Below are 12,812 nucleotides of genomic sequence, written 5' to 3' on the forward strand. Positions count from 1 at the left end.
GTTGACATATCACCGAGTCCGACGCTCACGGCGTGCGCGATAAGGCAACGGCGAGTCCCACGGTCGCGGCCATGATCAGCAGCTCGACCACCGCCAGCCGCCGGAAGGCCGCCGGGTCCCCGGCCGCCAGGTCCGGGAGCGTCGTACGCCGATGCCACCAACCGACCGTGACGAGGACCGCGAACGCAACCGTCTTGGCGAAGACCAGAGCGCCGTACCCGCTCGTCACCCATTGCGTGATCAGGCCCCAGCCGTCCTCCCGGTCGCCGAGGTGGATCTCCCCCGTCAGCAGCCCGGTGACGCCCATCGCGATCGCGCAGACCAGGGCCAGCCGGCTGAACTGCTCGACCGCGTGCCGCCCCCGGGCATAGTGCAGTACGGCGCCAAGACCGCCGATCCATGCGGTTGCCGCGAAGACGTGCACAACCAGAGAGCTGGTCGCGAGGACCGACCAGAAGCCGGTGCGCTCGATCGCGCCGTGACCGGTGAGCAGCGGCCCGGTCAACGCCGCCGCGGTGAGGACCACCGCGAAGCGGGCTCCCCGGGTCGTGCGGCAGCCGCTGAGGATCACCGCCAGGATCGCCGTGAGTACGACGGTGACCGCGAGAGCCCTGACCTGGTCGAGTTCGCCTGCCGCGGACGCGTGGTCGGCGAGGTGGGACAGCGGGATGCCGAGAATGACGGCCGCGGACGTGATCAGTCCACCGACACTCGCCACCGCCCAGACACCCGCCGCGACAGCCGCGTCCTGGCAGGCCCGCAGTGCTTGCGGACCGAGCTTCCCATCAGTTGCTGGAAGCAACAGTACGCCAGCCAGCAGCGCACCGCCCGTCGCGATCGCAGCCGCGTCCGCGATGAAGCGCAGTACCGGAACCGACCAGGACAAAGGCATTCCGGCGCCGATCAGGCCTTCCGGTGGTCGCTGCGGCGCACCACCCGCGGCGGCCAGGGCGATGACCATCACCACGATGCCGACAGCAACCATCCCGACGGCGAGCACCCAGCTCGACCGCCGGCCGCTCCCCTGCCCGGCGCTCACCGGGCTGGGCGAGCCGGCGCTCATTGCGAGGCCGGACGGCGACGGACGATGACGACGGCCAGGGCGACGACGACCAGCATGACGAGGCACATGGCGACGATGGTGACCGTGTTCGAGTTGCCGCTGTCGGCGGTGGGTGTGGTGCCGGCCGGTTGTGTCGCCGGGTGGCCGGCGTGGGTCACGGTGAAGGATCCGGTGACGGTGATCGGGTGACCGTCGGCGGACACCAGCCGGGCGTCGACCTGGTACCGGCCGGCCTCGATCATCGCACCGACCGGCTGGGTCACCTTGTTGTCGAGCACCTGGACATCACCGGTGGCGACGTTCTTCCCGCTGGGGGACTTCACCTGGACCTGGGTGCCGTTGCTGCCGACCGGTTCGCTGAAGGTCAGCACCACCTGGGTCGGCGGGGCGGCCATGGACGACCCGTCGGCCGGTGTCATCGACTCGAGCTTGGCGTGCGCCGCCGCCACCCCGGTGGAAACCACCAGGGCGAGCAGCGACGCCACCAGAACAGCAATCAACCGGCGCACGGTTACGACTGTGCCTTCCCTGAGTCCGTCGGACCAGCCGCGGCTGCGGCCTTTCTAGCCCGCAGGCCGAAGGCGAGGCCGAGCAGGCCGACCACCAATCCACCAGCGGCGAGCCAGCGCGCCACCGGGTCGGACGAGTCCTTGCTCTCAGCGGCGGCCGTGGAGACCTGGGTGATCGTGGCGGTCAGCTTGAGCGTGGGTGCCGGGTGCTCCGGCGCGTCGGCGCCGTCCTTGGCGGCATCGGCCCACTTGACCACCTCGCCGTCGCTGTACGTCTGGTCGGCTGGGAAGCTCAGCGAGTCCACGCCCTCGGGCATCCGGCCCACCGACAGGGCGAACTCGTCGAAGTCGTTCGGCGGGATGCCTGCGCCGGTGGCGGTCCAGGTGACCGTCGTGACCGCCTCGGACAGGTTGACGTCGCCGACCTTGACCGGCGCGGGCAGCTTCTCGGTCTTCTTCTCCACCTTCCACCCGTCCTTCACCAGCGCCCCGACGTGGGCGAACGGGTGGTCCTTGGGCAAGGAGACGACGAGCTTGGTGGTGCTGGTGTTGTCGGACTCGGTCGGGACCCGGAAGACCAGCTTGGCGTACCCGCCGGGCTTGGCGTCCGGCGACGACACCGTGACATGGGCCGATGCCGAGGTGGCGGCACCGGCCAGAACGAGTGTGGACGCCGCGGCGATCGCGGCAGCACGCAGGACGAACTTCTTGGGCATGAAAGGACCTTTCACGGTCACACGAGTTCTACCGACCGCGATGTGACGCGGCCGGTCAGGACGGAGCTGGGATGACTCGTGTGAGCGGTGGTCCACGCCGGGAGACGTTCGCAGTCAGCCACCGTTGCAGCAGTCGGGGCGTCGGAGGCTCTGCGAGCAGTACGGCGGCACAGCGTCGTACCGGGATCAGAACCGGAAGCCTCGGCAGCAGCCGCTCGAAGATCCGCAGGACACGGTGAACCCAGTGGTGCGCGCGGCTGATCGCGAGGACCCCTGCGAACAGGACCGCCAGGTGGGCTGCGGTCATGAACAGACTGCCGCTGATCCCACGATGCATCGTCTCGTGCCCCGTGTGCGCCGCATCCAACGTGACGTGGACGAAGAGCTGCACACACGCGAGGACAAGTCCGGACAGCAGGCGTTCGCCGGCCAGGTACTCACCGAGCAGCCAGCACACCCCGGTCAGAGCCAGGAGCGGTGCGACCACCCCGAGCGGCACCGGCCCGCCACCCGCGAGCACGTGGCCGAGCACCGCGACCACGACGCTCAGCGCCGCGACCACGGAGGTCGCTCTGCTCTCCGCGGGCATACCTGTCCCCTCAAGTGCCGATCAAGACACTCTACGAACAAAGCCCACGACGGAGTTCCGGAACGCGTCCGGCTCCTCGAGATGGCCGAGATGCCCGCTCCCGGCGAGGACGACCAGCTCCGAACCCGGGATCCCGTCGGCCAGCTCCTGCGCCGAGTTCAACGGGGTGATGAAGTCCGCCACCCCGCCCAGCACCAGCGTCGGTACGACGATCTCGCCGAGCCGGTCGCGGATGTCCCAGTGCTCCTCCTGCCGGTTCGGGTCGAGGGTGATCTCGAGTGCCGTCCGCCAGTCGGTGAGCCGGGTCTCGATCGCCGCGTAGTCCTTGAAGTACATGGGCAGCAGCCGCCGGAACGCGTCCATGTGGGCCTCAGGCTCCGGCGGATCGTCGTGCCACGCCTGGACGATCTGCTCCGACAGCGGATCTCCCGGTGAGCGCCCGGCGACCCACGCCTCGATGTTGCGGTACGCCTGGTCGAACAGCTCAGGGCCGTAGAAGGCCGTACCGCCGTACACGATGATCCCTGCCAGCCGGTCGGGGAAGTCCAGCGCCGTCTGGAGGGCGACGAACGCGCCGTGCGAGTGGCCGAGCAGGAAGACCTTCGACTCCCCCAGGTGCCGGGCGAGGTGGTCGGCGAACGACGCGTACCGCTCGATCGAGTAGTCGCCGTCGGACAGCAGGCCGGAGTTCCCGCTGCCGGGCGGCTCGACGTACACCGTCGTCAGGTGCTCCTCGAGCATCGGCAGCCGCAGGTAGCGCCAGTCGAATCCGGGGCCGCCGGGGTAGACCAGGCACACCGGGCCGGTGCCATGGACGTGGTAGGTGAACCGCACACCGTCGACCATGAGCTCATGCACGGAAGAAATCTTGCCGCACCGTGCAACCGAATGGGCCGCCGATCACGTTGACACCGCACGACCCTGGGGGAGGCGGAGGGTGTGAAGAAAGAAGTCGAGCAGGACTACGTCGACTTCGTGACCCATCAAGCCAACTCTCTGTGCCGAACCGCTTACTTACTGTGCGGAGACTGGAAGCGGGCGGAGGACGCGACCCAGGAGGCGTTGATCCGGCTGTACCGGGTCTGGGGCCGGATCCAGCGGAAGGGCAGCGTCGGAGCATACGCGCGAAAGGTGGTGGTCTCGACCACGCTGGACGGCCTGCGCCGCAAGTCCAGCCAGGAGGTCGTCGGCGGTGACGGGTACTTCGCCGCCGAGGCCGACACCGCCAACCCGCTCGGCATGCTGGAGAACCGCATGGTCATCACGCAGGCCCTGGCCGAACTCCCGGCCCGCCAGCGCGCGTGCGTCGTACTGCGGTACTTCGACGAACTCTCGGTCGACGAGACGGCCGCTGTGCTGGACTGCCGGCCGGGAACGGTCAAGAGCCAGACACTGCGGGCCCTCGACAAACTGCGCAGCCATCCCGCCCTCGCGGAACTTTCGGACCTCGCCGGACTGGGAGGCTGACATGACGCGTGAACTCAAGAACCTGATGGACCGCGCGACCGAGCGGCCCGACATCTTCCTGCCGAATCCGGAAAAGCTGGTCGCCGCGGGGCGTCGGCGGGTGCGGAACCGCAGACTGGCCGGCTCGCTCGCCGCGGTCGTCTTCCTGTTCGCCGGAGTCACCGTCGCACTCGAGGCTCAGGACCCGAGTGGCGTCGCGCCGGCGACCCAGCCCTCCACCGCCCCGACCGGTCCGAACCGGCCACAGGACAACTACAAGCTCTGTACGGCGTCGAACGGACGGACGCTCGGATCCGAGGTCTGGGCCTGGAGTGAGGTGCTGGCGATCAGCGACGACTACGGGTCGGCCTCCATCCGACGGGAGCCCGGCGAGAGGAACGCGTCCATCGACATGTACGCGTTCTGCGTCACCCAGCCGGCCGCTGCGGCCAACGCGCCGACCGGCGGCCGTGGCGGCATGCTGCTGCGCAAGAGCCCGATCGACTCGACCAGGAGCATGACGACCGTCTTCGGCCGGGCGTACGGCGAGGCGCTGAAGGTCGTCGTCGACACCGGCGACGGCAGGAGCGGCGAGGGAGTGGCCAAGTCCGACTTCTTCGTCTACCGGCACATCGAGGCGCGGCCGTGGCCAGGCGTGATGCCGACCGCGGTCATCCGGATCTACGACGCGCGCGGCGGTCTCGATGCCGTGGGCAAGTGGTGATGCCCGGGATGAACTGCGCGGTCGTGGATGATGGGCGGCATGGACGTACCGGTGCTGGAGGTCGGGGGTAGCCACGTGACGGCGGCCGTGGTGTCGTCGGACACCTGGGCCGTGAACGTGGTGGAGCGAGCGGACCTCGAGTCGCAGAAGGCGGCCGAGGTCGTTCTCGGGCAACTCGCGACCGCGGCCCGGAAGTTGCCGCTGGCAAAGGGTCTGGCGGTGGCACTGCCCGGCCCGTTCGATGTCGAGACCGGGATCGCCTGGTACCGCGGGCAGGGCAAGTTCGACAACCTCTACGGCTACAACGTCGGCGAAAGCCTGCGCGACCTGCTGGACCTCGAGCAGATCCTGTTCATGAACGACGCGGAGGCGTTCGCGGTCGGCGAATGGACGGCGGGCGAGGTCCGCGGTATCGACCGCTGCGTCGGCGTCACCATCGGCACCGGCATCGGTACGGCGTTCCTCGCCGACGGCTGGGTGGTGCGTGAGGGCGAGACAGTGCCGCCGGGCGGTGAGCTCTACCGGACGTCGTACGACGGTAAGCCGTTGGAGGACTGGATCTCCGCCCGCGCGATCCTGCGCGCTTACTTCGACCGGACGGGCACCGAGGAGCCGGAGATCGGCGTGAAGGAGATCGCCGAGCGGGCCCGTGGTGGAGCCGATAACGCGCGAGACGTGCTGCTCGAGGCGTTCGGCGTACTGGCGGCTGCGTTGACGCCGTGGCTGGAGCGGTTCGGGGTGACGAAGGTGGTGCTGGGCGGCTCGATCTCCGGCGCCTTCGACATCGTCCGGAAGGTGTTCGACGTCGAGGTCGAGGCCACCCAGGACACCGAGCACTCGGCCCTGATCGGTGCGGCCGCGCACTACCTCCGGTCACGCTGACGGCTGTCGGTGGCACTGGTTACGGTCGCCACATGGCCACTCGGAAGATCGCCGTACCGCGGTTGCGGACCCAGCTCGACGCCGCCTCCCCCACCTCGGACGACATCGACGACGAGGCGCGGTTGCTCGATCTCGCGCTGGAGGACGTCGACCTGAGCGACCTGGCCGCCGAGCATGTGGAGCTCAGCGGCTGCCGGCTGACCCGGTGCAACCTGGGCGGCTCGGACCTGGACAAGCTGATCCTGGTCGACTCCGAGCTGTCCCAGTGCGACCTCGCCAACGCCCGCTGGTCCGATGCCGCTGTGACCCGGCTCGCGGTCGCGTCCTCGCGGCTCACCGGGTTCGCCGCGCCGGGGACCAGCCTCCAGCACGTCACGGTCCGCGACAGCGTGCTGGACTTCGCGTCGTTCCGGTTCGCGAAGTTCGTCCGGGTCGAGTTCAGCGACTGCCGGCTGCAGAGCGCGGACTTCGTCTCCGCGGACCTGAGCGGCACGGTGTTCCGGCGCTGCGACCTGACCTCGGCCGAGTTCTCCCAGGTCAAGGCGGCCGGCGCCACCTTCGTCGACTGCACCTGGGAGGGCACCCGCGGCATCGCCAGCCTGGCCGGAGCCACCATCGCGAACGCCTCCCCGATCGACATGCTCGCCGTCACCACCGCTCTCGCGTCCGCGCTCCAGATCAAGCTCGCCCACCCGGACGACCTCGACGGAGCGTGAACATGGACACGTCCGGGCCAGGCGGGCCGGGACGCCTATTAGGGTGGGGATCGCCGCCACGGGCGGCAGGACGCAAGCAACGAGTGAAGCGGAGCACGTGGTGACTGACTCGACCATCATCTACACCCACACCGACGAGGCTCCGGCGCTGGCCACGTATTCGTTCCTGCCGGTGATCCAGGCGTACGCCGGCCAGGCCGGGGTCGGGGTGGAGACCCGGGACATCTCGCTGGCCGGGCGGCTCCTCGCGCTCTTCCCGGACTACCTGAAGGAAGATCAGCGGATCGCGGACGCGCTGGCCGAGCTCGGCGACCTGGCCAAGACGCCCGAGGCGAACATCATCAAGCTGCCGAACATCTCGGCCTCGATCCCGCAGCTGAAGACCGCGATCGCCGAGCTGCGGAGCCAGGGCTACGCGCTGCCGGAGTACCCGGACGAGCCGAAGACCGACGAGGAGCGCGACATCCGCGCCCGCTACGACAAGGTCAAGGGCTCCGCGGTGAACCCCGTGCTGCGCGAGGGCAACTCCGACCGCCGCGCACCCGCCTCGGTGAAGAACTACGCGAAGGCCCACCCGCACCGGATGGGCGCCTGGACCGCCGAGTCGAAGACCAACGTCGCCACCATGGGCCAGAACGACTTCCGGTCGACCGAGAAGTCGACCGTGATCGAGGCCGACGGCACCCTGCGGATCGAACTGGTGGCCGAGGACGGCAGCACCACCGTGCTACGCGACTCGGTCCCGGTGCTGGCCGGTGAGGTCGTCGACGCCTCGGTGATGCACGTGGCCGCGCTGCGCGAGTTCCTCGGTGCGCAGGTCGCCCGGGCCAAGGCGGACGACGTCCTGTTCTCGCTGCACCTGAAGGCCACCATGATGAAGGTCTCCGACCCGATCGTGTTCGGCCACGCGGTCCGCGTCTTCTTCCCGAAGACCTTCGCGCAGTACGGCGAGACGCTCGCAAACGCCGGCCTGTCCCCCAACGACGGGCTGAATGCGATCCTGTCCGGGCTCGCCGAGCTTCCGGACGGCGCCGAGATCAAGGCCTCGTTCGACGCCGAGCTGGCCGACGGCCCGGCGCTGGCGATGGTCGACTCCGACAAGGGCATCACCAACCTGCACGTCCCGTCCGACGTGATCGTGGACGCCTCGATGCCGGCCATGATCCGCACCTCCGGCCACATGTGGGGCCCGGACGGCCAAGAGCACGACACCCTCGCGGTGCTGCCGGACAGCAGCTACGCCGGCATCTACCAGGTCGTCCTCGACGACTGCCGCGCCAACGGCGCCTTCGACCCGGCCACGATGGGCTCGGTGCCGAACGTCGGCCTGATGGCGCAGAAGGCCGAGGAGTACGGCTCGCACGACAAGACCTTCGAGGTCGCCACCGCCGGCACGGTCCGGCTGGTCGACGCGGCCGGCACCGTCGTCCTCGAGCAGGCGGTCGAGGCCGGTGACATCTTCCGCGCCTGCCAGACCAAGGACGACCCGATCCGCGACTGGGTCAAGCTGGCCGTCACCCGGGCCCGCGCCACCGGCGACCCGGCGGTGTTCTGGCTGGACGAGACCCGCGCCCACGACGCGAACCTGATCGCGAAGGTCAACGAGTACCTGACCGAGCACGACACCGAGGGCCTGGACCTGAAGATCCTGGCGCCGGTGGACGCGATCAAGCTGTCGCTGGAGCGGATCCGCCGCGGCGAGAACACCATCTCGGTGACCGGCAACGTGCTCCGCGACTACCTGACCGACCTGTTCCCGATCCTCGAGCTCGGCACCAGCGCGAAGATGCTCTCGGTCGTCCCGCTGATGGCCGGCGGCGGTCTGTTCGAGACCGGCGCGGGTGGCTCGGCGCCCAAGCACGTGCAGCAGCTGGTCAAGGAGAACTACCTGCGCTGGGACAGCCTGGGTGAGTTCTTCGCGCTGGCCGCGAGCTTCGAGCACCTGGCCCAGGCGACCGGTAACGCCCGCGCCCAGATCCTCGCCGACACCCTGGACCGGGCCACCGCGACGTTCCTCGAGGAGGACAAGTCGCCGACCCGTCGGGTCGGCGGGATCGACAACCGCGGCAGCCACTTCTACCTGTCCCTGTACTGGGCCCAGGAGCTGGCCAAGCAGACCGACGACGCCGAGCTGGCCAAGGAGTTCACCCAACTCGCCGAGACCCTCGCGGCGAACGAGGAGACCATCGTGGCCGAGCTGCTCGCCGTCCAGGGCAGCCCGGTCGACCTCGGCGGCTACTACCAGCCCGACCCGGCCAAGGCCGCCGCCGTCATGCGCCCCTCCAAAACCTGGAACGACGCCCTCGCCTCGATCTGATCTCGACGACAGCGCCCGGTGACCACCGCGGTCACCGGGCGAGATACCTGCGGACGTCGTCGGCTACCTGGGCGCGGTTGGCCATGCCGTACTTGCGCAGGATGGCGCTCAGGTGGGTCTTGACGGTGTTCAGGCTGATGCCGAGTTCCGCGGCCAGCTGATCGTTGTCGAGGCCGTCGACCAGGCGGACTGCGACGCCCTGCTGGGCCTTCGTCAGGCTCCCGTACCGGCGCTCCGGACCCTCGTCGGTGTCCATCAGCATCTCGATCAGCTCGGACTGGATGTGCTCGGTGGCGTCGACGATCCGGGTCAGGTGGCTCTGGACCGCGGCAGTCACGTCGGCTTCGTCCATGGCCTCGACCGCGATCTCCCGGATCGACCCGACCCGGTGCGCCAGGTACTCCATCACGTGGTCGGACGTCAGCAGGTTCGGCCCGATGTCACCGGCGGGCAGCCGCCGGAGCGCGTCCCGGTCCTCGCCCTCCCGGGTCAGCACCCGCTCGACCACGCCGCAGAGCCACTCGAACGCCCGGATGGCGTTGTCGTCGTAGCTGTTCGGCACGTAGCTCTGCATCGACAGCATCCCGAACAACTGGTCCGGCCCCTCCTTCGAGGGCCGGAAGATCGGCACCGTCACCGCGTCCTCCGACCGCCGCCCGACATCCCCGATCGAGACGCCGGCATGCAGCGCGGTCCCGTCGTCGTAGGCGAGGCGATAGGTCTGCCGGTGCTTGAGCAACCACGCGGTCTGGCCGTTCGGGCCGAAGATGTGCGTGTCCGGGTCGACGTACCGGCCGTCGTCGTACGCGTAGGGATACCGGACCCGGCTGCTGCCCTGCAGGAAACCGACGAAGAAGGTGTCGACCCGGGCGACCTTGCCGGCCACCACCCGCACGTAGTCGTAGAGGCCGTAGTGGTCGGCCCGGAACAACGCCTCGATCTTGTGGTACGCCTCGCGCAGGATGATCGCGGTCTCGGCATCAACCCGCAGCGGAGCGGCCGCCTTGTCTCCTTCCACGACATCGGCTCCCCACGCTGCTCTATCGATCACTCGACTATGCCGCCGTACGTGGACCGTGCCAAGGCCCTCAGCGTGTCAGTCTGGTCCAACTCGGCTCGTCGATCCAGACCGAGTCCGGATCCAGGTACGGGCGGAGCACGGCGCTGACCTCGGCGTCGTCGGAGTCCTTCAGCTGGTCCGAGGCGATCTTGCGCGCCACTCCGGCGAGGAAGTCGGCGACCTGGACCCGCTGGTCGGTGAAGGAGTCGATCTGCTCCAGCCCGGCGAACCCCGGGGCCGATCGGCGGAGCGTGAAGACGCGCTCGGTCGACAACGTGGTCTGCCGGTCGTGCGCGATCGCCACCGGCTGCCCGCCCGCACCCCAGTGCTCGACCGCCCGCACGATCGCCGGCATCAACGGATCGAGCGGCGAGACGACCGGCTGCTCATCCCGGAACCGGGTCCGGAGGAAGTCGTTGGCCGCGACCAGGAACGCTTCGGCGTCCCCGGTACGACGGCCGGCGTCGTACAGGAACCGGGTCAGTGACGGCCGGGCACCGAGGAAGGTGACGAGCTGGGAGGCCAGGAAGTAGGTCTTGTCGACCAGGTACACCTGAGCGTTGCCGAGCAGCGGTCCGTCGGGTCCCAGCAGCCACAGCAGCACCGACCGGTGCTTCGACCTGAGCAGATGGTTGGCCTTGTACATCGTCGCCGGCGACCGGATCCGCAGCCGTAACTCGGTGATGCACTCGGCCGCGGTCTCCTCGTCGATCCGGACACTCGCATGCGCGAACACGTCGGTCACGCCGCCGACCAGCTTCTCGCCTTCGTACCCGGACTCGTCGCACACGATCTCGAGAGCCGCCGGTGCGGTCTCCGTCCTCGCTGCGTCGGTCACGCCCCGACTCTCTCACCCAGAGCAAGCGCGGTGCACACGATTACTGTGCGCAGACAGCAGTCGCGGGTGGTGGGTCCGAGTTCCCGAGTCGCCCTCCCAAGCCTCGGTCGAACTCCACACCACCACCCGCAACTACGGTTCGGGACGCCTGTGCAGTGATCCCCCGCGTCGTTCGATCCCACGCCCCCTGCGAGATCGGCGACCCCCCGACAGTTTGCTCAGCGTCCCTACCTCCACCCCCCGTTGACTACACGGTGACATCTTGGTCCGGACCTGCCTATCGCCCGGGGCATGAGATTGTTGTGTCCTCAATCTCACCCCGGGAATGAGACTCTCTGTAGTCGTTTACGCAACCCCTACGGGGCGGAAATCGACGTCCGACGGAACGCTCCTGTCACCAACTGGTGTCAAGGGGCTTGCCTTCGGTGTAGCCGGCCGCGGTCTGGATGCCGACCACGGCCCGCTCGTGGAACTCGGCCAGGTCGCCGGCACCGACGTACGTGCAGGAACTTCGGATGCCGGAGACGATCGAGTCGAGCACGTCCTCGACACTCGGGCGCTCCGGGTCGAGGTACATCCGGGCGGTCGAGATTCCCTCGCCGAAGAAACTCTTCCGGGCCCGCTGGAAGGGCGTGTCCTCCACTGTCCGTGACCGAACCGCGCGGGCCGACGCCATCCCGAAGCTCTCCTTGTAGATCCGGCCGTCGTTGTCGCGATGCGGATCGCCGGGCGACTCGTACGTCCCGGCGAACCACGACCCGATCATCACACTCGACGCCCCGGCGGCCAGCGCCAGCGCGACGTCGCGTGGATGCCGTACGCCGCCGTCCGCCCACACGTGCTTGCCGAGCTGGCGAGCCCGCTCGGCGCATTCCAGTACGGCGGAGAACTGCGGCCGGCCCACCGCCGTCTGCATCCGCGTCGTACACATCGCGCCCGGTCCGACGCCGACCTTCACGATGTCCGCACCGGCCGCGACCAGGTCGCTGACCCCCTCGGCAGTGACCACGTTCCCGGCGACGACCGGCACCTCCGGAGCGAGAGCGCGGACCAGCTTGAGCACCTCGATCATCCGCTCCTGGTGCCCGTGCGCGGTGTCGATCACGAGGACGTCGATGCCGACGTCGAGCAGCGCCTTCGCCTTCTGTTCGGCGTCGCCGTTGATCCCGATCGCGGCGGCGACCCGGAGCTTCCCGTTCGCGTCGACGGCCGGCTCGTACAGGGTCGCCCGGAGCGCGCGCTGGCGGGTGAGGATACCGACGATCGTGCCGTCGGCATCCACCACCGGCGCCAGCCGATGCCGGCCGTCGTGCAGCAGGTCGAAGGCCTGCTCGGCGTCGATCCCGGTCGGCAGGGTCAGCAGCTCGCGGGACATGATCCCGTCCAGCTGGGTGAACCGGTCGACACCTGCACAGTCGGCCTCGGTCACCACACCGACCGGCCGCCCGTCGTCGACCACGATCACCGCGTTGTGACCGCGTTTCGGCAGCAGGTTGAGCGCCTCGCCGACGGTCCCGGTCGGTGGCAGCACCAGCGCAGTGTCGTGCACGGTGTGCCGTTCCTTGATCCAGGCAACCACCTCGGCGACCACGTCGACCGGGATGTCCTGCGGGATCACCGCCAGCCCGCCACAGCGTGCGATCGTCTCGGCCATCCGCCGCCCGGACACCGCGGTCATGTTGGCCGCGACGATCGGAATCGACGTACCGCTGCCGTCACTCGTGGACAGATCCACGTCCAGCCTCGACGCGACCTTGGACCGGTTCGGCACCAGGAACACGTCACTGAAGGTCAGATCCCCAGCAGGCTCCCGATCATGGTGAAACCGCATGGCAATCTCCTTCAGACGAACAACTCTGAGCCCCGCCAGCCTGACACGCGCCCCGACCACGAACAAGCGACGTCGTCACCACCGGACGCCACCGCGCCGGACCACTCACCCGGATATGAGG

The 12,812-nt window shown here is 69.1% G+C and carries 13 protein-coding genes; 5 read left to right on the forward strand and 8 right to left on the reverse strand.

The window, feature by feature from the left end:
- Positions 1-25: 25 nt before the first annotated feature.
- The 5 genes from EV652_RS08325 to EV652_RS08345 are packed head-to-tail and all read right to left on the reverse strand — an operon-like array spanning position 26 to position 3,735.
- Positions 26-1,063, reverse strand: a complete 1,038-nt coding sequence (locus EV652_RS08325; protein WP_132208399.1) for a CopD family protein — start codon at positions 1,061-1,063, stop codon at positions 26-28.
- Positions 1,060-1,572: a copper resistance CopC family protein gene (locus EV652_RS08330; protein ID WP_242001631.1), complete on the reverse strand. Its 513-nt coding sequence runs from the start codon at positions 1,570-1,572 to the stop codon at positions 1,060-1,062. The genes EV652_RS08325 and EV652_RS08330 overlap by 4 nt, the downstream gene beginning before the upstream one ends.
- A 2-nt stretch (positions 1,573-1,574) precedes the next feature.
- Positions 1,575-2,288 (reverse strand): YcnI family copper-binding membrane protein, encoded by a 714-nt coding sequence (locus EV652_RS08335; protein ID WP_132208400.1) that lies wholly within the window; start codon positions 2,286-2,288, stop codon positions 1,575-1,577.
- Positions 2,289-2,343: 55 nt separating this feature from the next.
- Entirely contained in the window at positions 2,344-2,877 is a 534-nt protein-coding gene (locus EV652_RS08340; protein WP_132208401.1) for a hypothetical protein, read from the reverse strand.
- Positions 2,878-2,898: 21 nt separating this feature from the next.
- Positions 2,899-3,735 (reverse strand): alpha/beta fold hydrolase, encoded by an 837-nt coding sequence (locus EV652_RS08345; protein WP_132208402.1) that lies wholly within the window; start codon positions 3,733-3,735, stop codon positions 2,899-2,901.
- 81 nt (positions 3,736-3,816) lie between these two features.
- Between EV652_RS08345 and EV652_RS08350 the strand changes: the two genes are divergently transcribed.
- The 5 genes from EV652_RS08350 to EV652_RS08370 all read left to right on the forward strand — a co-directional run bounded on the left by EV652_RS08350 (position 3,817) and on the right by EV652_RS08370 (position 8,962).
- Entirely contained in the window at positions 3,817-4,344 is a 528-nt protein-coding gene (locus tag EV652_RS08350; RefSeq protein ID WP_158441114.1) for a SigE family RNA polymerase sigma factor, read from the forward strand.
- 1 nt (position 4,345) lies between these two features.
- Entirely contained in the window at positions 4,346-5,047 is a 702-nt protein-coding gene (locus EV652_RS08355; protein ID WP_132208404.1) for a hypothetical protein, read from the forward strand.
- Between the two features lie 39 nt (positions 5,048-5,086).
- Positions 5,087-5,929 carry an ROK family protein gene (locus tag EV652_RS08360; protein WP_242001632.1) on the forward strand — a complete coding sequence of 281 codons (843 nt, stop codon included), beginning with the start codon at positions 5,087-5,089 and terminating at the stop codon, positions 5,927-5,929.
- A 32-nt stretch (positions 5,930-5,961) separates the two neighbouring features.
- Positions 5,962-6,645: a pentapeptide repeat-containing protein gene (locus tag EV652_RS08365; protein WP_242001633.1), complete on the forward strand. Its 684-nt coding sequence runs from the start codon at positions 5,962-5,964 to the stop codon at positions 6,643-6,645.
- A gap of 100 nt (positions 6,646-6,745) precedes the next feature.
- Entirely contained in the window at positions 6,746-8,962 is a 2,217-nt protein-coding gene (locus tag EV652_RS08370) for an NADP-dependent isocitrate dehydrogenase (protein WP_132208406.1), read from the forward strand.
- Positions 8,963-8,993: 31 nt separating this feature from the next.
- On the opposite strand, the gene EV652_RS08375 is transcribed toward EV652_RS08370, so the two are convergent.
- The 3 genes from EV652_RS08375 to EV652_RS08385 all read right to left on the reverse strand — a co-directional run bounded on the left by EV652_RS08375 (position 8,994) and on the right by EV652_RS08385 (position 12,691).
- Positions 8,994-9,980, reverse strand: a complete 987-nt coding sequence (locus EV652_RS08375) for a response regulator transcription factor (RefSeq protein ID WP_132208407.1) — start codon at positions 9,978-9,980, stop codon at positions 8,994-8,996.
- 70 nt (positions 9,981-10,050) lie between these two features.
- Complete coding sequence (locus EV652_RS08380) at positions 10,051-10,860, reverse strand: HAD family hydrolase (protein ID WP_132208408.1); 810 nt, start codon at positions 10,858-10,860, stop codon at positions 10,051-10,053.
- A gap of 394 nt (positions 10,861-11,254) precedes the next feature.
- Complete coding sequence (locus EV652_RS08385) at positions 11,255-12,691, reverse strand: GuaB1 family IMP dehydrogenase-related protein (protein ID WP_132208409.1); 1,437 nt, start codon at positions 12,689-12,691, stop codon at positions 11,255-11,257.
- Positions 12,692-12,812 lie beyond the last annotated feature (121 nt).

Source organism: Kribbella steppae (assembly GCF_004342025.1).
Classification (GTDB): Bacteria; Actinomycetota; Actinomycetes; order Propionibacteriales; family Kribbellaceae; genus Kribbella; species Kribbella steppae.

Excerpts from the sequence above, each read along its gene's own strand:
- EV652_RS08325 (WP_132208399.1), bottom strand. The coding sequence starts at position 1,063 with ATGAGCGCCGGCTCGCCCAGCCCGGTGAGCGCCGGGCAGGGGAGCGGC.
- EV652_RS08335 (WP_132208400.1), bottom strand. The coding sequence starts at position 2,288 with ATGCCCAAGAAGTTCGTCCTGCGTGCTGCCGCGATCGCCGCGGCGTCC.
- EV652_RS08340 (WP_132208401.1), bottom strand. The coding sequence starts at position 2,877 with ATGCCCGCGGAGAGCAGAGCGACCTCCGTGGTCGCGGCGCTGAGCGTC.
- EV652_RS08355 (WP_132208404.1), top strand. The coding sequence starts at position 4,346 with ATGACGCGTGAACTCAAGAACCTGATGGACCGCGCGACCGAGCGGCCC.
- EV652_RS08360 (WP_242001632.1), top strand. The coding sequence starts at position 5,087 with ATGGACGTACCGGTGCTGGAGGTCGGGGGTAGCCACGTGACGGCGGCC.
- EV652_RS08365 (WP_242001633.1), top strand. The coding sequence starts at position 5,962 with ATGGCCACTCGGAAGATCGCCGTACCGCGGTTGCGGACCCAGCTCGAC.
- EV652_RS08385 (WP_132208409.1), bottom strand. The coding sequence starts at position 12,691 with ATGCGGTTTCACCATGATCGGGAGCCTGCTGGGGATCTGACCTTCAGT.